Source organism: Pseudomonas sp. GM18 (assembly GCF_000282195.1).
Lineage (GTDB): Bacteria > Pseudomonadota > Gammaproteobacteria > Pseudomonadales > Pseudomonadaceae > Aquipseudomonas.
Genome location: NZ_AKJT01000049.1, coordinates 1 through 20,515, shown reverse-complemented (window position 1 = coordinate 20,515; position 20,515 = coordinate 1). Strand labels below are relative to the sequence as shown.

Below are 20,515 nucleotides of genomic sequence, written 5' to 3'. Positions count from 1 at the left end.
TGTTGCTGCGGTGTTCATGCTTCGCCAATTCCGACCGACGGTCATGATACCTGTCAGATCTGACAGTAGACCTTCTCGCACGGTCAGCGCTAAATCAGCTTGACGATCACCAGGGCAAACTCGCTGACCAGGCTCAGCATTGGTTTTGTCTGAAGAGGAATAGCGCAATGACTGCATTTGACAAATCCCAGATTGATAACCTCCCGATTCATCAGTTGGTCAAGACTGTGCTGGGTGAGCAACGCATTGCTGTGGTCACTCCTCTGGATGAACATATAGCGAAACATCCAAGCGTGTTTGAATTGATCAAACTGGGGCCTGAGAAGTTGCAGGCACTCGGCTTGAGTCGGGAAGAAGCCCAAACTTTACTGGCACGTGGCAGGGCGTTGGCGCTGTACATCACGCGGTTGTACCGCCAGCAAGAGCTGCGCGCCGCGCCGAAACCGGGCGATGAAAAGGCGCAGGTGCCATTGCCCACGTACCAGCGGCTGTTTACACCCAATGCCGACGCCGCCGCCCCGGCAGGCAGCCCCGAACACAGGGCCTCCACCACCGCGTATATGGTGGCCCTGTACGAATGGATACGCGACTACATCAAGCAGCAAGGGAATGAGGATGCCATCCCGCTGGAAGAGCGTCGTCCCGATGTGAATCAACTGCAGATCGATGAGGCGGCCATCAACCAGGTGAAGTCCCGGGGTGACATCCACAGCCGGGTGCTTGAAACGCAGATTCTGTCCCATGTGAGCGATGAGTTTTCGACGGTCAAGGGCTATCTGCGCTCGATCCGTTTTCCCCACACCATGCCCTACGACCATGACCGGGTGAGTATTCGCCACGTCGTGCGCCAGGTCGTGAAAAACGGCTCGCTGGGGGAGATCATTCGCCGGCTCGACCGCACATACCCGTATTTCAAGAATCCGGGGGGCCGGGGGCCGCGTGACGACGTAGCTCATCAACAGAGCATCGGGAGCGGGCCCGGGACTTTAGCGTTGCTGCTCGAGCCCCCTTACTTTTCATCGGGCGCCGAAACGGCCGGTGCGCCGTTGTGGAGAGTCGACCCACGCACGCGGCGGGTCGATCCCGATCCGAAAAAGTCTGACGGGGACTTCTATCGCGCAAACTACGGCAGCCTTGTGAATTTCAAACAGGATCTTCAAAGGCTGTGGATTTTCAAGCAGGCAACGGGCCGTGATCAGGACGAGGTCGACTGCTTGTTGGGGCGTGGTCGATTTACACCCAAGCTGTCGGCCAATGCTCCGATGCTGGGCAACCCTGATGTGCCCTTGACGGGAGTCGCGGCGGGGGCCTGCTACATCCACGGAGGGGACGGCCCTGCGATCGGGATCGAGGAAGGGAGTATCGACACTTATGTGCTGTTGACGAATATAGGGGAAGCCCCTTTCCCGCGGCTGGAACACCGCGCTGACCGCATCAACCGCAAGAGCCGCCTGGATCGCATACTGGGTTTACCCAGCCATAAGGTCGACCGATTGCTGATCGCGGCAATGAATGCCGAGCGCCGTGGCGGCGGGGACGCGGCGATCTGGATCCGTCCCGGTACGCTGAGCTGCCTGGGGCTGTTTGTCGAACTGAGCACGGCTTATGGCTGCACGGCCGAAGAGTTCGCAGGGTTCATCGATGTGCTGTCGGCTTACGGCCAGGATGGAGTGCCGGCGTTCTTCGACCTTGTCTACAACCATACGCAACCCTTTGACGCTCCCTTGCGCATTGATGGCCATGCGTTCGCGATCATTCCCGTCACGCCCGCCGACCAGCAAACGGTGCATCAGATTTGCACCGGACTGGCCATCAACTTCGAGACCTACCGCTATCTGGCGACGGTGATCGTCGAGGCCTACGGCCAGGAGACACACTTGGTGTGCGACCTGGATACGCTCTCGAGTTTCTGGCGGCTGGTGCGGTTGGCCCGAATGTTCGGGCTGACACCGATAGAATCGACAGCACTGCTGCAAACCCTGGGGCTGGTGGCGCAACTGGCGGGCAGGCCGGTGGTCTCCGCTTACGGTTCGACGGACGGGGCGGATGCGTTGAGCGCCATTCACGCGCTGATGACCTGCGCGCAATGGGCCAGTGACTTCGATTTGCCGGTGTTGTGGCTGGTGCAAAACGTCAATCCGGTCTATGTCCCGACCGTGTGGACCGAAACCCAGGAGCAGTTCCTGCTGCAATTGCACAGCCAGGCACCGTCGGTTCTGGTGGAGGCTGCCAAGGTGCTGGAGGCCGGCGCACCCTTGCGCAACAGCAACGAGCAGCTCATCGACTGGATGACATTGCTGGCCCCACTGGTCGACGAAGCAGGGCTGGTTATCGGGCGGTATGACGAAACCGAAGACCAGTATCTGGCACGCACCGTTGCAGTGATCGATGATATATCAGAGAGCGTCTATCCGGACATTGGCGGGGAGGCCCCTGCGGAACGTGAGCCCCTGCAGATACTGCTGCGCACGATCCTGCTGCGCTGTCGGGACGAGCAACAAGTGCTGGTGGAAGAGGGCCTGTCGGTTTATCTGAGGCTGGACTCCTTGCTGACTGCTCAAGTGTTGGCCTGGGCTCAGGGGCATCCGTATGAGTTCTTGAAAGAGGCGCTGGCCATGCGTCCTTCGAGAGCGCGACGAATCCCACGGGGGCTGGAAGAACCGGTTCTGTTCCTGAAAACCTTCGCGGAAGTCGAACGCCGTGCCCGGATTGCCGACAGGCTCAAATTGAGTCCGGCGATGCTTGAGACCCTTCTGGAAGGGGAACAATACGAATGGTTCAGTCTCAAGGATCGCTACGAGATATCGATCCATTCCGTTTATTACCTGGCGCTGTTCAGTCGACTGGTCGACCGGGCCCGGCAGCCCGAAGAGAAAATGCTCGACTACTTGCGTCAGGTGAACCTGTTGCCCGACGACTTGAGTGATGATGCGCGACGTCTGATCCGTGATGCGGCAGCCGACAAACTGGCCACTTTTTTCGGCTGCGGGATCCGGCATGTGCTCACGTGCGTCGAGCATGTCACGCTCGGGATTGAAGGCAGCGACGGGTCCGTCTTGCCCTTTTTGCGCACGTTGGAACACCTTGATGTGCTGGTGCGCACACTGGAGCTGGCATCAAAAGGGATGGACGCCGAGGCTGCGGTCAGTCTTGCCGGGTTGAATCCGCTGGATGGGGATGAGGAGTATGCGCAGGCCGCACAGAATGCGCTGGAAAGTCTGGCCCGATTCAACGACGCCAATACCCCGGCGGACTCGGCTGAAGTCGGGCAGAGTTTCACCACCCATTGCGTGGTGGACAACCCGAAGCTGATCGCGGGTGTGGACCAGGAGGTTGCGGAATTCCTGATCACGCTGCTCGATTTTTTCGGTATTCCCCTTGTGGGGGTAATTCTTTATATCAAAACCGACCTTGGGGTCGTGCTCACGCCAGAAGTCCGGACAGACAGCCAGGGGCGGGCCTGGGTGCAATTGCAGGCCGGGGCAAGGTCGGGCACTGCGCATGTGAGCTACAACCTGCCGCTTCATGAAGCGAGGTACGCCCCCTCCGTCGTGATCGGTCCCGATGAGGCGACCTTGCGGGTCAATACTGAGTTGAGTTCCTTGCTGCCCAGAGATCCCGTGCTGGCGGGGAAGCTGCAGGAGGTAGAAGTCGACGCTGTTCTGATCGACGATTACGGCAACCGGGGTGTCAATCGCCCGGTGCAGTGGGCCACCACGAACGGGGAAATCCGGCCGAGTCATACCGTCACCGACAAGGACGGCGTGAGCCGCGTATGGATTTCCAGCCGCTTTCCGGGCGATGCCAAAGTGTCTGTCGGCAATGTGGAAGGCACCCACCGTTATACCTTCAATGGTGCGATCAAGTTCACCGACAAGCCACGGATTCTTGGCAACTCCTCTGTCAACCCTGTGGCAATGGTTGGTCAGGTGCTGTCGCTGTCCTGCAAGGTCGTCGGGCTCGATGACGAGCCTGTTGCAGACGAGAAAGTGCTGTGGTGGACGAGTGCTGATGCGACGAAAGTCGAGGGGATCAGCAATGTAGAAGGGGTTTCTGAATTCTCCATAAGTGCCCCTGCAGCCGGTGCTTTGACGATTTTTGCCCAGTTGGGCACCGACCCGGTTGTCGAGGTCATGGTGTGGGTGGCCAGCGCCGCCGTGATCCAGAACTATTCGGAGATCATTCGCTTCCCGGTGGCTGGCGCGCAACGGCCGACGTTGTTGTGGCTGGATGTGAAAGAGGCGGAAGAATCTCTGGCCACGCCGGTGGGCAACTATCCGGTTAAGTGGGCAGTCAATTCGGTGCCACCTGTAGAAGAAATCATCAATACAGATGCACAAGGCCGATCGGTATACCCGTTCACGTCGATGAGGACGGGTCAGTTCACTGTGACCGCGACACTGGACCTTGACCCGACGCAGACGCAAGCCTTCGATTTGAACGTCATTCCCGCTTTCGAATGGCTCGTCAATCTGATCACCATCGATGCCAGGGGTGGGGAGACCCGTCAGCCGTTCGATCCGGCTATCGACACACTCACGCTGCTAAGAGATGGCCATTATCGCCTTGAAGTCCAGCCGAAAGACGCGACGCAGCTCGAGGGCACTCAGGGCGCCATGGGATGGAGTTGCACCTATTCCACCCAGGCGCTGGGCATGGTTTTCACCCCGTCTTTGGCTACGCGTTTTCACTTCGACGACGCTCCGTACTCCGTGGATATCCGGACGGGCAATGTGCGTAATGGCGACTTCCAGTTGAGTGTGTATGCCGACCGCCTGGAGAGGGCGCTGGTGCTCCAGGGCACTCTGCGCAAACGCCCCGTCACACGGCGTACTTCACCGAAATCTTGAGTGGAAACGGTTGCCCGCGGCCATCCGTGGTCGGGGCATCATCCAGCGACAGGGAGAAAAACAATGGCTACGCCCCAAATCGATGAGCTGAAGGACGGTTATATAGAGGCAATGGCCGAGGCGGTATTGGGCCAGCAACTGTGGTCAGTGCCAGTCACCCTTCGCACCCCCGAAGACGTGAGCGAGCACCTGTTGACCGACATCCAGGATAAAGCGCAATCGGAAGCCACGGAGGTTTCCTCGATCGTGCGTACGTTGCAGCGATATATCCATTCGGTCTTCGGCGGCATGGAAAAGGGTTTCGAAAACAGCCATTTCGAACCGGAGGATTTGCAGTACTGGCATTGGATCCTGAGTCATTACAGCACGTGGTCGGCCAACGAGCTGCTCAAGGATCATGCGTCGAACTACATTGAACCGCCGTTGCGTCTGAACAAGACCGAGCTGTTCCGTACACTGGAGGGCAGTCTTAAGCAGATGCGTCTGACTGACGCATCGGTGAAACAAGGATTGATGGAGTACACCAAGGCTTTCCAGCGCATCTGCGATCTGGATGTGCGCGGCGGTTACATCGACGGGGCGGATACCCAAAAGGCGCGTTACTACCTGATCGCTCAGGACCGAACGTCGACGTCTGATTATTACTTGCGAAGCGTCAAGGTCGAGCTGGACAACAACAGCAAAAAGATCAACCCCGTGAACTGGGACGAATGGCGCAAGTGCGACATCGTCACCGCAGGCACGGTGGTGGATATTCGCTGTGCGATCTGGCTGGGGTTGCCGGTGCTGGTCTGGTGTGAATGGATCGACCGTCAGGTCGATGGCGATGGCGTGGTGCAGTCACCCTGGACGCTGGTGATCCAACTGGCGTTCAGCTCCCTGAACGATCAATGGTCGGCACCACTGACGTTGCATCGTCAAGAGTTTGAGTACGACGTCTCCAATGGTTGGTTGACCGTTGTATCTCTGGGCGATGGTGATCCGCGTGATGATCGTCTGGCCGTCTGTTACACCAACCGCAACAGCCTGGATGGGCTGAATTCCGGCCATGAAATAGAAATTTATGAAACCCGTGATGCATTGTTTCGCAAAGTACCCGATGACACCGCCACCCTGCTGCAGACGACATTCGGTCGCTTCAAAAACGCGGCCAGCCTGCAACAAAAAGTGGTACCGCAAGATTACTCGAAGGTCACCGTTACGCCCGTCGTGGCGAATCTGTATCTGGATGCCGTCTATACCCGCGAACAAGGCGAGGATCGCAATTTTTATGAGGTGCTCAGAGTCCGGGGGCGCTGCGATGACGTGCAGGAAAGCGGACGCGTATTGCAGCGCCTGTCTATCAGCTGGAGGGCGGTGGCGACCGCAACGTCTGTCGATGTCAGAATTGTCGACGCCGGCGAGAAGCAGCTCAGAATCACGCTGACCACGCGGGACCAGCCGACCCGGGCGCACGTTGTGCAACTGCCCGGGACCCCCAACAAGGAAACGATCCATTCCTTTGCAGCTGCAGACTTCAAGGAAACATCGGAAGGTGACGGGATCTGGGTGGCAACAGCCATCGCCACGCTTTCCGCAGCCGCATTGCTTTATCTGCTCGGAAGAACCCAGGACGAGATTCGTGCCGGCGCCGGTTTTTCCATCGACGTCCTGGGTAATGCGGTGCTGAATGAGCAAAACCAGGTAGTGCCGAGGATTCTCTATAAGCTCGCGGACTTTGAGCTCGACATGGTCGAGCGGACCGTGCCCGATCCACCGGCATTGCGCGAGACTGCCGAGCTGAATGGGCACTATGCAACGCCGTGGCGGACTTACAGACGACTGACCGCATCGAAGGGGGCCATGAATTTTCCCGTTGACGAGTCGATCGACTTTATTTTCGGTTGGGTGCCGGGAGGCAGAAGGCCCCTGGTAACCACTACATTTTCGGTATCGCTTCACGAAAGGGCGCGCCTGTACAACACCCCCACCCTCGACAATACCAGCGTCAAAGGCGCGCAGTTTCTTAGCTTCAACAATTCCGCCCAGGCACTCAAGCATGTTCGGCTGAACTCCGAAATCGGCCCCGTACTGACCAATAGCGCAGCGGTGTCGCCCGATGCGTTACTGCATTGGGACACCCAGCATGTCGAGGAGAAGCCCCTGCCGGATGGATCGATCGAGCCGAACGGGCCATTCGATGGTTGCAATGGTCGCTACTTCTGGGAGTTGTTTTTCCATTTGCCGCATCTGGTCGGCACCCGCTTGTCGGAAGAAGGCCGTTACCACGAAGCGCAACAATGGTTCGAGTACATCTTCAATCCGTTGTTGCGGGAGATTCCCGAGAGCCCGGGAGTGATACCCAAACCGGCGTACTGGAATTGCCGTCCGCTGAAAATCGACGATGTCGAATGCTCGTATGAAAGCGCGGCACCGACGGATCCGGACGCGATCGGTTATTGCGCGCCCATCCACTTCATGATCGCCATCTTCTTGCACTACGTGGAAAACCTGATTGCCGAAGGCGACGACCTTTACAGGCAACTGGATTACGACAGCATGGTTCGCGCCGGGCTCCTTTACAACAAGGCCCGGGCACTGATCGGCGAAGAGCCGGTCACTCGAACGGCCAGCACCTGGAAGCCGGTGACGCTGGGCACCCTGGTGCCGCAGATCGAGGACCGCGGACCGCTCAAGGTATTTGAAGCACAACTTGAATTCAGTCTGGCGGATGTGCCCCTCTCGATGAAGGGGACACCGCGCCTGGGTCTGCTGGGCTCCGGCGCATTTAAGGCCGGGCTCAATGAGCGACCCAAAGCCCTGTGGAATCAGCTCAACTCGCGCCTGAACAACTTGCGTAGCAATCTGTCGATCGACGGTCAGCCGTTGCAGATATCACTGTTCAAACCGCCGATGGATCCGCGGAATCTGTTGATTGCGCAGGCCAACGGTACTTTGGGTGCAGCGCGCAACCCGGGTGGGCAAGTGCAGGTGGTGCCTTACAGATGGCAGACCGCGTACAACCTGGCGCTGCAAATCGTGGAGTTTCTGATCCAGCAAGAGGAACAGCTCAGGTCGTGGCTGCAACAGCGTGACCAGGGCGAGCTGGAGGAGTTGCAACAGGACCACTTGATCCGGCTGGCCGACTATACCCGCTCGATCCACGAGGCAATGATTGCCCAACATGAATCCACGGCAGCGTCGTTGCGCCAGAGCGAAAGCATGGTCAAGGCCCGAGTGCGGCATTATGAAGGGTTGGTCAGGGAGGGTGTGTCCGAGGCTGAGTACAGTGTTCTGGAGAAAAACAGGGACGCACGCTATCTCGCCGCGGGAGCCGGGGCACTTCGGACAGTAGGGGCAGCGCTGGATATATTGCCCAACATCGGCGGGACAGCATTCGGTGGCATGCGTCCGGCGGCTATCCCCTACGCTGGCGCCGAGTTGCTTCAATTGCTGACAGAGGTCTGGAGGAGCGAAGCCGAGGAGTTCAGCATCAACGAGGGGTATCGTCGGCGTCAGCAAGACTGGAAGTTTGCCCTTGATCAGTCCACCGCGGAGGCGCGGGTGTTGAGCGAGCAATTGCAGGCCCAAGACCAAGCCACCAAAGCCGCCCGGGCCAGTCTGCAACAGACTGAAATGGCCAATACCCAAGCCAGGGAAGTTTATGCGTTCTACAAGCGTCGCAGCACAGGCCGGGAATTGAGCAACTGGGTCGTGGGCCAGTTGAAGCCGTTGCTCTACCAGCTGTATGACCTGGCCGTCAGTCATTGCGTCATCGCCGAAAGATGTTTGCAGTATGAAATGGGCGACTTCAAGGCCCGGTTTATCCGCTCTGAAGTGTGGCGTGACGCCCACCATGGGTTCACGTCCGGTGCTTCGTTGAAAGTGGATCTGTTGCAGATGGCGGCGGCGCGGATCAAGCGCGACGAGCGCCGATTGCAGATGGTGAAGACGATCTCCCTCAAGGAGCTTGATGAGGACAACTGGAAAGACTTCAAAGGCGAAGGGAAAGCGAACAAGAAAGGGATACTGGACTTCACGCTGAACGAAAAGCTCTTCAATCAAGACTATCCGGGCCACTACCGCCGGCAGGTCCTGGAATTGAGATTCACCTTTCCCGGGCTATTGGGGCCGTACCAGAACGTTTGTGCGACGCTGACGCAAAACAGCAGTTCCACGGTACTGGAGCCGGAAATCGCCACCGTCCAATACTTGCATGATGGTGCTGGTACACCGGTTCCAGGTTCGCTGGTGCAGAACCTGCGCCCTTACCAGCAAATCGGCTTGTCCCGGGGCCTTGACGACAACGGAATTGCTGATTGGGCGGACGATGGCCGCTACCGCCCTTTTGAAGGCACGGGGGCTCATGCCAGCTATCAGTTGAAGTTTCCCCGACCTGATCAGCCCGGCCAGGTCAGCCTTCTGCAATCATTGACGGACATCATTCTGACGGTGATCTATCAGGCCCGGGATGGCGGGCCGGGGTTCGCCTCCGAAGTCGAGGGATTGCTCTCCGGAACACCTCCGGCCGACACATCACGCGTGCCAGGGCGTGTAAGGAAGGTGCAGCCATGAGCGATCATAACTTCATTGACAACGGATCCTTTAAAGAGGAGTTGACCGGCTGGGTCATCAATGACGAAAGGAAGGTTACCCACCAGGAAGGGCAATGGCAGGGCGAGATGGTCGGTTTCATGAATGCCGTCAATATGGGGGAAGGCTCTCAGGAGATTACCCTGGCAGCGATCCCGCGGCCTGAACCCGGCAAGGCGGATTACATGCTGATCTTCTGGTACGAGGCGGTTCGACTCCCCCCGGACGCTGTAGGCAAGCTGCGGATCACTCCCGGTCTTGGAGGCGAAAAAGAGCTGATACTTGTTCCCTCACGCAAGGCTGAGACTGAACAGGAAATGCCCCATGATGGCCCCCTGCTTGATCTCAATCTCAGTCTGTACGAAGAGCCGCTGAGTCTTGATCCGGCGGAAACGACCGTCACATTCGCCGTCATCAGCCCGGACAACGGCGGGGTGGGGAGGCCCGGCGCCGTGCGGTTCACGTTCGCGCAGCTACTGCTGTATCTCGAAGCCTTGCAACTGGACAGTCTGACGGTCGATGGCGAGTCTCAGGATCCCGGTGAGCCACTGCGCCTGTGCTTTGGAGGCGACCATGAGATTGCCTTGCGGGTGAGCGTCGACAACGCGTGGCATGGCACATCGGCAGGATTGCTGGTGGAGAATGCAGTGGTTAATCCTGATGGACTTCTCAATGCTTCTCCCCCGTGGGGGATTGAACATCGGATTGATGAGCCATGGACGATCTTCTGCCAGCGAAAAATGGAAGACACGGAGATTGAGCGCACGTTGGCCGTGCGCAGCCAATACACCGCCGACAAGTATCTTTTGCACACAATTTGCGGTCATTTTCGGCTGGATGTCGTTGCGGTGCGGGAGGCCGCTTATTATCCAGTGATCGACCTCAATCAAAGTGTAGAGCTGGTGGTGCAAGTGCTATCTCACTTCACCCGCATGCCCTTGGCCAATCGTGAGGTCACCTTCACGTTGGAAAGCCCGGGAACCGAATTGTTAAGACAGAATTCGGATGAGAATGGCGAGGTCCGTTTGACGTGGACACCGGACACAGAAGGCGACTGGAAAATCGAAGCCAAGGTCGGCAGTTACTATAAACCGGAAGAAGCCCTTCACACGTTCGACGTGCGTGTTCTGAAAGCAGACCCTTGGTTGAGCGCGAAATTTTCGCTGGATGGTCCGCCTCGTGAATGGATTTGGGGGGAAAAAACGGGTTACCCCTGCCGCGGCGCCAGCCACGAGATGCAGGTGGTGTTGCCGGGTGACCACGCCTTGAGTGGAACCGAGCTGGCAGTGCATTGGAATTCTGAGGACACCCCCGGGGGGGCGGGTGTGACACTTGTTCCTGAATTTGGGGCGGGGAAAACCGTTGAGGGGAACGAGGTGGTGTGGAGCATGGCGTGTGAAAACCGAAGAGACAGCGATTTCGAGTTCACGGTCAGATGTTCGAAGCTATTGGATCCCTCTCCTCCGCAAAAGCTGCACCTGAGCCACAACTCGTTGGTCATCAACGACCCAAGGCAGTCTTCGAAGTTTCCCGCGGTGGGCGGTCCCGACCTGATGCTGTCCGTCGATGTTCACTCGAAGGTGCCCGGTGTAGGGGCCGTTTCGGGAGTAAAGGTTTTCTGGAGAATCGACGCAGGACCGGAAACCGAGTTGCCGACGGGGGTTAACGGTCGGGTTCAATTCCCGTTCAAGCCTGTTGCTGAAGGCGATTTCGTGGTCACGGTGAGAGTCGACAGTGACTACGATGCAAGCGATCCTGCCCATGAGTTCAACCTTGTCGTGTTGGGTGAAAATCCCTGGGCGAAGTTGGCCGCCGTGACGCTGGATGGCCGATCGGAAGGGAGCGTCGGGCATATCTGTTTTCGTAATGCGCCGGAAGTGGAACTCAAGATCATGCCGGTTGAAGACCATTTAATAGGCGAGCTTCTCACCGTGGAACTGGTCAATGAGTCTGGACCGGACCTGAAATTTGATGTCCGTCCTGATCCGGTTGTTTCCCGTCCAATGACCCGTGAGGGCCTGAGTTATCAGGTCAGCTCCACCTCGTCGATCAGTTCACGCTTCCAATTGATTGTGCGCCATGACGACTTGGACCCGAATGCGCAGCAGGGGATATTGCTGTCGCAAGTTCTCCAGGAGGAGGGGACATTGACACTCGACGAGGTTGAGGTGCCCGCTGAGAATACTGTTTACGCCTGCAGGGGGGCCAAGCACGCCAGCAGTTTCACACCCGGAGCCGATAGCCCTATTACCGGACTCATGATGGCGGCGAAGTTGAAGGAAGGCGATGATTTTGCCATGAGATTGACGCCCGAGGCTGTTCGCAAGATCGAAAGCGCTGGACTGGCGTGGGAACTCGACGCCACATCCACGACAAACAACGGCGAGCAGGGCGTTGTGTTCAATCTACCTGAAGCCGGTTTCGATTTTCCCGTACAGCCTGTATCGCTGGGCCACAACCGAGTGGTGATAACCGAGGTACGGGAGCCTTCGTTTGATCCTGTTGTAGGCGAAACGGTTGATATGCAGATCAAGACCCAGTCGTTTTATACCCAGCGGGAAGTACCTGGACTGCTGCTGACATTCCGGCATGGAGAGGTTTCCACGCCGGTGCCAACGCTGGAATCCGGCTGGGCAGTCTTTCACTTTACCGCTACACGAGCGGGGCCGGTAGAAGTGATCGCCACGGTGCCAAGTCCCTACGATGGCCCTGCGGGTGCTGTGTCTCATACCTTTTCATTCATGGTGCTGCCTGTCAGGGAACTGGATGCAGCCCATGTGCCCTCGACAACGCTGCCGGAAGAGGAATAAGTCATGTCTCAACAAAAGCAAACAGGACCCAAAGCCGTCGTGATTGGCAAGGTGCGTGAGGCTACATTTGATCCGCAAATCGGCGAATCCGTCTGGCTGGAAGTCGAAGTACTCGCCTCTGACACTCGCTCGGCCGCGTCCGATATAGCGGTGTTTTTCACGGCCGAACCAGGTCCTGAGACGGTACGGGTGAAGACGGATGGAAACGGGAAGGCACGTTTTGCGTATACGGCCACACAGGCGGGAAATGTGGAGGTGATTGCCACGCTGGAAGGCATCGACTCGAAAACGGCGTCCCATACCTTTCGGTTCAAGGCATTGAAGGCGGGTGTCTGGGACGCTGCCAGGATTCAGCTCAATGCCGATGAAAGCATTACGCCTTGGGGCGAGAAAACCTTGTTTCCCCGGACCCCGCAGGCTCATACCATCAAGCTGTCGGTCGAGGCGGGGAGTCCTTTGCTGGGGCGTAACATTTGTCTGGGATTGACGGGCGACTCCTCGCCCAGCGAACTGGGAATCACGAGCGTGCAGCCGGCGTTGGGGGTTAACCGCACCTTGACCGCTGACGGGTTGAGTTGGGTAATCACCGGTACGATCGGTGGGGCATATAACTTGCGTCTGGAGGCATCGCGAATACTCAAGCAATCGCCAGACAATCCGATGTCGCTGGGGCCGGCGCTGGAGCCTTCTGACGAGCTGCCTGTCTATCGCGTGCGAGGGCAAGAGTGCGAAACCGTTGGTATCGAAACTGTCGTGAAGATTCCGTTGGGGAGCCGGGTAGAGTTCAGTATCTCGGTTCCGCCGAAATGTCTTAACGAAACCGTGTTATTCCAGCTGCTGGGCGAACGCGGGATGGATTTCTCCCCAGGACTGAACGTTCCGCATACGTTCAGTGAATTGACTAAGGTATGGACAGTAATGGCTTCGATATGGGGCCTGGAGGAGTACATTTATCAGCTGACGTACTCGGCATCCCCGAACTTTCAGCATCTTCTGAAATTCGTAATTGAAGATTAGAAGACTCCCGCTTTCTTCCAGCTCAGATACCGCGTCACCAGTGCGGCCCCCAGTTCACCGGGGCGGGCGTTCATTACCGCAACACCATGAGCGCTCAACTGCTCATGGTGTTGCGCGCTTGCGTTCAGGTAATCCACCGTCCCGCAGTAGGTCAGTGCTTCGTCCAGTGTTTGCACCGGGCGGTGGCGCAGCTCGTCCAGTACGTTCTCCCGAAGGCTTGCTACCAGTACTCGATGGTGCAGGTTCAGGCGTTTGATGGCGCTCAGCAACTCTTCATCATCCTCATCCCGCAAATTGGTCACCAGCACCACCAACGCCCGGCGTTTTTGTCTGACCAGTAATCGATTGACCGCTGCCGGATAGTCGGCGGTACGTTGAGTAGTATTGAGATCGTAAACGCCGTTGAGTAACACGTTGAGCTGCCCGGTGCCTTTGATAGGCGCAACGTAGCGCGGCTGATCGCTGGCAAACGTACACAACCCCACCGCATCCCCCTGACGCAACGCCACATAACTGAGCAGCAGACACGCATTCAGCGCATGGTCAAAATGTGACAGCTCGCCATCCTGACTGCGCATCCGCCGTCCGCAATCAAGCATGAAAATAATCTGCTGGTCCCGCTCATCCTGATACTCCCGGGCAATCGGCGTGCGATGCCGGGCGGTGGCTTTCCAGTCGATCTGGCGCAGGCTGTCGCCTTCGCGGAATTCGCGCAGTTGATGGAATTCCAGACCCTGGCCACGACGTTGGCGCTGGCGCACACCGAGTTGGCTGAGCCAGTTGTCGACCGCCAGCAGTTGGCCGCCGTAGAGGCGGGCGAAGTCGGGGTAGACGCGGGTGTGGTCGACCGCGTTGAGCAGGCGTTTGTCGGACCACAGGCCCATGGGGCTTGGCAGGTTGACTTCGCAGTGTTCGAAGGTGAAGTGACCGCGTTTGAGGGGGCGCAGGCGATAGCTGATCTGGCTGTGCTGGCCGGGTTGCAGTTCGACGGACAAGGGGAGGTGTTCGAAGTCCAGGCCGTGGGGTACGTGGTCGAAGATGTGTAGGGTCAGTGGTTGTGCGAAGTCATGCTCGACTTGCAGCCGCACTTCGCCCCACCGACCGAGCGCCAGGCTGCCGGGCATTTGCCGTTGCACGTGGGGCGAGGGCAGGCGTTTGAGGCGCAGGGCGTCGAGTATCGCCAGGGCCAGCAGTGCCAGCAGCAATCCCCAGTTGATGGATAACAGGCTTGATGGAACGGCGATGTCCAGTGCCTGCAGGGTGCCCAGCGCGATGTCGATGGCCAGCAGGATCGTGAGCCAGGTCAAGAGCAGGCGCGAGGGTTTCACAGGCGCGGCGCCGGCACTTGATCGAGCAATTGCTTGAGCACCTGATCGACTTCCAGCCCTTCGATGTCCAGCTCCGGGGCTATGCGCACACGGTGGCGCAACACCGACAGGGCGCAGCCTTTGATGTCGTCGGGAATCACGAACTCGCCGCCGCGAAGCAAGGCCCGAGCGCGGGCGCAACGCACCAGCGCAATGGAGGCGCGTGGCCCGGCGCCGAGGGTCAGGCCCGGCCAGGTGCGGGTGGTGCGGGCCAGGCGTACGGCGTAGTCGAGCACCTGATCGTCCAGCGGCAGGTCGCTGGCGATGCGTTGCAAGGCAAGCACGTCCTTGGCTTGCAGCACGGTGCGCAGCGGTTGTACGTCGAGCATGTCGGCCCGGGTCGAGCGGCTGACCTGGCGGACCATGTCCAATTCCTGGTCGACCTCGGGGTAGTCCATGCGCACCTTGAGCATGAAACGGTCGAGTTCGGCTTCCGGCAGTGGATACGTGCCTTCCTGTTCGATCGGGTTTTGCGTGGCCAGCACCATGAACGGTTGGACGATGGGCAGGGCGCGGCCTTCGAGGGTGACCTGGCGTTCCTGCATGGCTTCGAGCAACGCCGCCTGGGTTTTTGCCGGGGCGCGGTTGATCTCGTCGGCCAATAACAGGTTGGTGAACAACGGGCCTTTGCGCAGTTTGAACTGCTCGGTCTGCAAGTCATACACCGCGTGCCCGGTGACGTCGCTGGGCATCAGGTCCGGGGTGAACTGGATGCGTGCGTATTCGCCACCGAAGCAACGGGCGAGGGCGCGCACCAGCAACGTCTTGCCCAACCCCGGCACGCCTTCGAGCAGCACATGGCCGCCGGCGATCAGGGCGGTGAGCACATCGTCGATCACGCTGTTCTGGCCGATCACCGCTTTTTGCAATTCCGCTCTTACCGCCTGGGCCAACTGGCTGGCGCGCTGGCGCTGCTGGGCGGCATGGGTCTGGGTGCCGGGCTCGATCTGTTCACTCATGATAAGGCGTTCCTCAAGGTTTGCAGGTGGGCGACCTGACGGCTGAATTCAGCGCTGGACAGGCGCTGTTTCGGTCGCGGGCTCATGGCCAGGCTGATGGCGCGTGTGGGTTGGCCGGTCAGGCGTGCAAGCACCAGCCATTGTTCGGCGACGCCGAGTTGTTCAAAACCGGGGTGACGGTGACGGACACGGCGCAGGATGTCTTGTTGCAAGGCTTGCAGCAGGCTGTGCTGACCGTTGCGGCGCAGCATGAAATCGGCACTGGCACGCAAGTGCTCCTGAAGTTGACGGCGTGCTCTCGGGGTCGGTTCCAGCAACGGACCATTGCGCACGCCGACGTGCCAGAGCCCGAAAATGATCAGCGCGATCAAGGCCACCAAGGCTTGCGGAAAATAGCGCCACAGCAATGTCAGCAAGCTGTCGTGCTCGGTATTGAACAGCAAGGTCACGGAGGTGTCGGCCGTCAGGTACCACAGCAACCAGGCGTTGTCGTAATGGTCGATAGCCGGGGTTTTCCACAGGTCGGCATCGGTGACCACGGTGATCGAACCCAGCCCGTGATTCAACTGCATCATGTGCGTGGCTTTGCCACTATTGGCCCAGGCCTGGGCGAGGTTTTTCGGGTCGTCGAGGTGGAACGCGGTATCGAAGCCGACATAGGCCGGCGCCTCTTCGTTTTCCAGGTAGAGCTTGGTCAGTTTCGGGTAGGGGTCGTCCCTGAGATCGGGTGGCGAGTCCTTGAGGTCTTTGCTCAGGAGCTGATGCACCTGCACCCGGTCGAGCAGCAGGTCATTGCTCTGGCCGGTCTTTTCATCCCACAGGGCTTCGGCGACGAATAACAGGCGTCCGCCAGCCCGGGTCCAGTTCAGCACCTGATCCACCTGTCGCGGCGACATGTTCGACCGATCGCCGAGCAGCAACAAACTGTGCTGATGAGGTTCAAGGGTCGGCAGGATGTCGAGGCTGTTGGCGTGACTGACGTTCAGGCCCTGTTTGCGCAGAAAATGCTCAGCCGCCAGGTAGGGATTGGCCTGTGCTTCGGGGGACGGGCCGTGATCGATTTGTGCCGGATAGGGCGTGGCCTTGAGATACAGGTAAACACTCAACGCGCCCAGGAGCACGGCGATGAATACGCCGACCGCCAGCCACAACCTGCGATTCAACGGGCCGCTCCGGGTCCGAACAACGAACGCCAGCCGTCACACAGTTCCTGTTGCAAATGCGCCGGTGGCAGGCGATGCCCGTAGGCCATGTTCTGCCAGTGCCCGGTGAGGTTTTTGCTGAAGGCGAGTAACGCCGGTTGTTGCAGTTGTTCGACGCGCTGAAGAACCTCGCCTTCGGTGTCGGCGGGTTTGAGCGCCATGTTGAAGTCGTGCAGCAAGTGGCTGAGCAGGGCGCGATAGAGCAAGCCGAGGGCTTCACGGGGGTTGGTTTGCCAGAGGCTTTCGGCGCTTGCCGCGATATCGGCGGGCAGGGTTTCGCGGTTGAGGTCCAGGCCGAATGCCTGCTGCGGCAATGGTCGCGTCACTTTATGGTGCAACGCCGGCCGGCGGCTGACGAACGCCTGCAACCAGTCGCGGTAACGCCAGATCAACAGGCCAATGGCGCCGATCACCGCGCCCCACAGCAACACTTCGATCAGGTTGGCCAATGCGCCGAAACGTTGGCTGTCGAGCAAACTGAACAGCGCCTTCAGCCAGGCCGGCGTTTGACCATTGTCCGTAGCGGGTTTGTCTTCGCCAAACCGATAACGCGTGACTGTTTCCTTGTTTTTGAACGGTGGCTGTTCGAGGATGGCCTTGATGCTGTCTCGGGATGCCTGGCTGGTCAGCGGTTGCTCCAGCAAACGCGGACTGTCCGGTGACATGTCCGGTTCGGCGGCCCACACACTTTGCGTCGTCGGCACCAGCAGGATCGCGATCAGCAGCAGAGTGACAACCGGGGTCAAGCGTTGACGCAAGCGGCGAAACACCAGTTCGATGTCCCACGCCTCCAGCCGCGTGCGCCGGTTCAGATAAAGGCTGAAACCGCAGGCGACATAAATCGGTTCCCAGACCACCAGCACCAGGGCGTAAAAAGCATTGGTCAGGTGTTCCAGCCAGCGCCACTCCTGCACTGCGGCGGTAATCAAGGTCTGCCAGCCCCAGTCAAGTTCGACCTGCAGCGGCAAGAGCATGTAGAACAGCACCATCAAACCGACCCACAACGCGCTTTCCAGGTGCACGCCGATGATCGTCAGCCACTGCGCGGCACCGGCATTGCGCTGCAACAGCACACGCAAACGTTGTTGTCGTGCTTCGCCCTCCAGGCCTTCGAGTTGCACCACCGGCATCAGAAAACTGCGGCTCAGGCTCAGGCGGCGCCAGGTCAGGCTGGCCAGCAGTTGCGGTTGGAGCAGGCGCGGCCATTGGCGCAGGGCCTGTTTCAGCGTGGGTGTTTCGCCGAACATGGCTTTGGACAGGATGTACAGCGGCAGCCGATCGAACGCCGGTTTGAGCCACCAGAACAGGAACAGGGCGAGGGAGGGCGAATCCCACAGCATCAGGCTGAGCAGGGCAAAGATCGGCAAGGTCACGATCGCCCAACTGGTCATCAACAGGTATCGATGGCGCTGACTCAGCAGCACCCCCAGGTCCATGGCTTCCCAGTTTGTGCGCGGGCGAATCACCGCACTGGCGTCACTCAGGCGCATGGCGGGTCCGTCCGGCAAACAGCAGGTAAGTCGCGACCAACACCCAGAGCACTGCGCCAACCAGGTATTTGGTCAGCGGCGCGATTCCGGTCCGCGACGACCAGTAGGCTTCTATAAACGCTGCAATCAGCAAAAACAGCATGACCCCGCAAATCAGCAACACACTCTTGCTCGCCGCCACCCGCAGGGCTTCGGCACGGGGCAAACGGCCCGGCGCGATCAACGCCCAGCCCAGTTGCAGGCCGGCGGCACCGGCCAGGGCAATGGCGCTCAGTTCGAAGGCGCCATGGCCGATCACGAACGACCAGAAGGTTTGCCCATAGCCGATGTAGGTCAGGTGCCCGGCCACCGCACCGATGATCAAGCCGTTGAAGAACAGGAAAAACGCGCTGCCCAGGCCAAACAGCAAACCGCTGGCGAAGGTCTGAAACGCGATGCCGATGTTGTGCATGATGTAGTAGCCGAACATCTCCCAGTCTTCACTGGCCGCCCGTTCTGCCAAGCGACCCAGATGACCGGCGACGGGGTCGTACATGCTTTGCATCTCACTGACCTGCTCGGCCGGGATCAGGTTGTAGACCAGGTCCGGGAACAGATACACCAGCAGCCCGATGCCGATCAGGCTGCCAAAAAATATCAGGCTGGCGGCAAGCACGAAACGCCATTGTTCGCGCACCAGTCGCGGGAAATCGGCAAGGATGAAGCTCAGTACGTTGGCCCTCAGCCCACTGCGATGCCGATAAAGCTGTTGATGCCCGCGCAGCACTTGTTGCTGTAACGAGTCGACCAAAAAGCTGCTGTAACCACGCTCCTGAGCCAGGGCCAGGTGTTGGCAGAGCCGTCGATAATCGCTGGGGAAGCTGGCGACTCGCGAGGTTTCCTTGCCTCGTTCCAGCCGTTCGAGCATGAGTGCAAACTGCTCCCATTCGGTCTTGTGGCGGCTTTCGAATAGGCTTTGCTTCATGTCGGGCCCAACAGGCCGCGGGCGATGCCGTTGAGTTCGGCCACGGCCTGCGGCGCTGAAACGTGCAGCGGTTGCGCGAGTATCGAGGCGAGTTCGTTGGCCCGCGCCTCGGAGAGTTCACCCTGGCGCTCGGCAAACCCGAGGATGGCGCGTTGCTCGGTCAGCGTCAGCGCGAAAGCAACGCGGCGCGGCGCGGCATCGGGCAACTGCGGTCGGGTGAGTGGTTGTTCGCGGTAGATCACCAGCGTACCGGCGGCCAGGTCGCCAAGGCGTTTGAAGGTGGGATGTTGCAGGCAACTGATCGCCCCGAGGAAATAGCCGAACGGCAGCATGTCGACGAATCGCAGCAGGTTGCGCAGCAAGGACGCGGACCAGCCGATGGGGGTGCCATCGTCGTGCACCACGCGCAGTCCCATCCATTGCTTGCCCGGCGAGCGCCCCTGATTGAGCACCTCGAACAGCACCATGTACCACCAGCTCACCAAGAACAGCAAAATCGAGCCAAGCCCTGCACCGAGCTTTCCGAGAAACGCCAACAGCATAAACAGCAGGCCCAGGATCAACCCGCGCAGGCCCAGGTCGACGGCGAACGCCAGCGCACGGACCATCAACCCGGCCGGGCGCAGTGGCAAGTCGATGCCTTCGGGCGTTTCGACGTGATACCGCGTGTCCAGTGGCGGGGCCAGCGTTGCTTTCCCTGGCAGTGCTGTGGTCTCGAGCATGGGCAACCTTGGTGTGGCCGGTTTGCGATTCGATGTCCGTCCGATGCTAGCAGCCTCTCGGGGGAAAACGACATAACTATGTATTGCACATCGTTTGGCGTCAGGTGGTTGAATGACAGATCGCTGGCCGCGATGGCGGTCAAACGCCTAGACTTCGCCAGTCTTCAGTTCAGGAACAACCCGTGACCTCGATCTTCTGGTACGACTACGAAACCACTGGCATCAACCCCCGTTGCGACCGCCCGTTGCAAGTGGCGGGGATTCGCACCGACTTCGAGCTCAATGAAATAGACGAGCCGGTCAATCTGTACTGCCAGCCCAGTGACGACATCCTGCCGCATCCGGCGGCTTGCGCGATCACCGGTATCACGCCTGGCCTTCTGGCCGAGCAAGGTTTGAGCGAAGCCGATTTCATGACACGGGTGCATGCCCAGCTCGCTATGCCCGGCACTTGTGGGGCGGGCTACAACACGCTGCGTTTCGACGACGAGATGACCCGTTACAGCCTGTATCGAAACTTTTTCGACCCCTACGCACGGGAGTGGCAGGGGGGCAACAGCCG

11 protein-coding genes are annotated in these 20,515 nt (G+C 59.2%); 5 read left to right on the top strand and 6 right to left on the bottom strand.

What is annotated here, in order from left to right:
• Positions 1-167: 167 nt before the first annotated feature.
• From PMI21_RS13180 to PMI21_RS29720, 4 genes are all read left to right on the top strand, one after another.
• Positions 168-4,850 carry a Tc toxin subunit A gene (locus tag PMI21_RS13180; protein WP_007938803.1) on the top strand — a complete coding sequence of 1,561 codons (4,683 nt, stop codon included), beginning with the start codon at positions 168-170 and terminating at the stop codon, positions 4,848-4,850.
• Between the two features lie 63 nt (positions 4,851-4,913).
• A complete protein-coding gene (locus PMI21_RS13185) occupies positions 4,914-9,404 on the top strand; it encodes a neuraminidase-like domain-containing protein (RefSeq protein ID WP_007938802.1) in 4,491 nt (1,496 codons plus the stop codon).
• Positions 9,401-12,232 carry a hypothetical protein gene (locus tag PMI21_RS28455; RefSeq protein ID WP_007938801.1) on the top strand — a complete coding sequence of 944 codons (2,832 nt, stop codon included), beginning with the start codon at positions 9,401-9,403 and terminating at the stop codon, positions 12,230-12,232. Before PMI21_RS13185 ends, PMI21_RS28455 begins: the two co-directional genes overlap by 4 nt.
• A gap of 3 nt (positions 12,233-12,235) precedes the next feature.
• Positions 12,236-13,249: a hypothetical protein gene (locus PMI21_RS29720; RefSeq protein ID WP_007938799.1), complete on the top strand. Its 1,014-nt coding sequence runs from the start codon at positions 12,236-12,238 to the stop codon at positions 13,247-13,249.
• Here PMI21_RS29720 and PMI21_RS13190 read toward each other — a convergent pair.
• The 6 genes from PMI21_RS13190 to PMI21_RS13215 are packed head-to-tail and all read right to left on the bottom strand — an operon-like array spanning position 13,246 to position 19,953.
• Positions 13,246-14,577 (bottom strand): DUF58 domain-containing protein, encoded by a 1,332-nt coding sequence (locus PMI21_RS13190; RefSeq protein WP_007938797.1) that lies wholly within the window; start codon positions 14,575-14,577, stop codon positions 13,246-13,248. The genes PMI21_RS29720 and PMI21_RS13190 overlap by 4 nt on opposite strands.
• Positions 14,574-15,575: an AAA family ATPase gene (locus PMI21_RS13195; protein WP_007938796.1), complete on the bottom strand. Its 1,002-nt coding sequence runs from the start codon at positions 15,573-15,575 to the stop codon at positions 14,574-14,576. Before PMI21_RS13195 ends, PMI21_RS13190 begins: the two co-directional genes overlap by 4 nt.
• Positions 15,572-16,738 carry a DUF4350 domain-containing protein gene (locus PMI21_RS13200; RefSeq protein ID WP_007938795.1) on the bottom strand — a complete coding sequence of 389 codons (1,167 nt, stop codon included), beginning with the start codon at positions 16,736-16,738 and terminating at the stop codon, positions 15,572-15,574. The genes PMI21_RS13195 and PMI21_RS13200 overlap by 4 nt, the downstream gene beginning before the upstream one ends.
• On the bottom strand, positions 16,735-18,267 hold the full coding sequence (locus tag PMI21_RS13205; RefSeq protein ID WP_007938794.1) for a DUF4129 domain-containing protein: 1,533 nt from the start codon (positions 18,265-18,267) through the stop codon (positions 16,735-16,737). The genes PMI21_RS13200 and PMI21_RS13205 overlap by 4 nt, the downstream gene beginning before the upstream one ends.
• Positions 18,254-19,231, bottom strand: coding sequence for a stage II sporulation protein M (locus PMI21_RS13210; protein WP_007938793.1), 978 nt, complete (start codon positions 19,229-19,231; stop codon positions 18,254-18,256). Before PMI21_RS13210 ends, PMI21_RS13205 begins: the two co-directional genes overlap by 14 nt.
• Entirely contained in the window at positions 19,228-19,953 is a 726-nt protein-coding gene (locus PMI21_RS13215; RefSeq protein ID WP_007938792.1) for an RDD family protein, read from the bottom strand. Before PMI21_RS13215 ends, PMI21_RS13210 begins: the two co-directional genes overlap by 4 nt.
• Before the next feature lie 182 nt (positions 19,954-20,135).
• On the opposite strand from PMI21_RS13215, the gene PMI21_RS13220 reads away from it, so the two are divergent.
• The coding region (locus tag PMI21_RS13220; RefSeq protein ID WP_007938790.1) for an exonuclease domain-containing protein at positions 20,136-20,515 on the top strand (380 nt) is incomplete at its 3' end.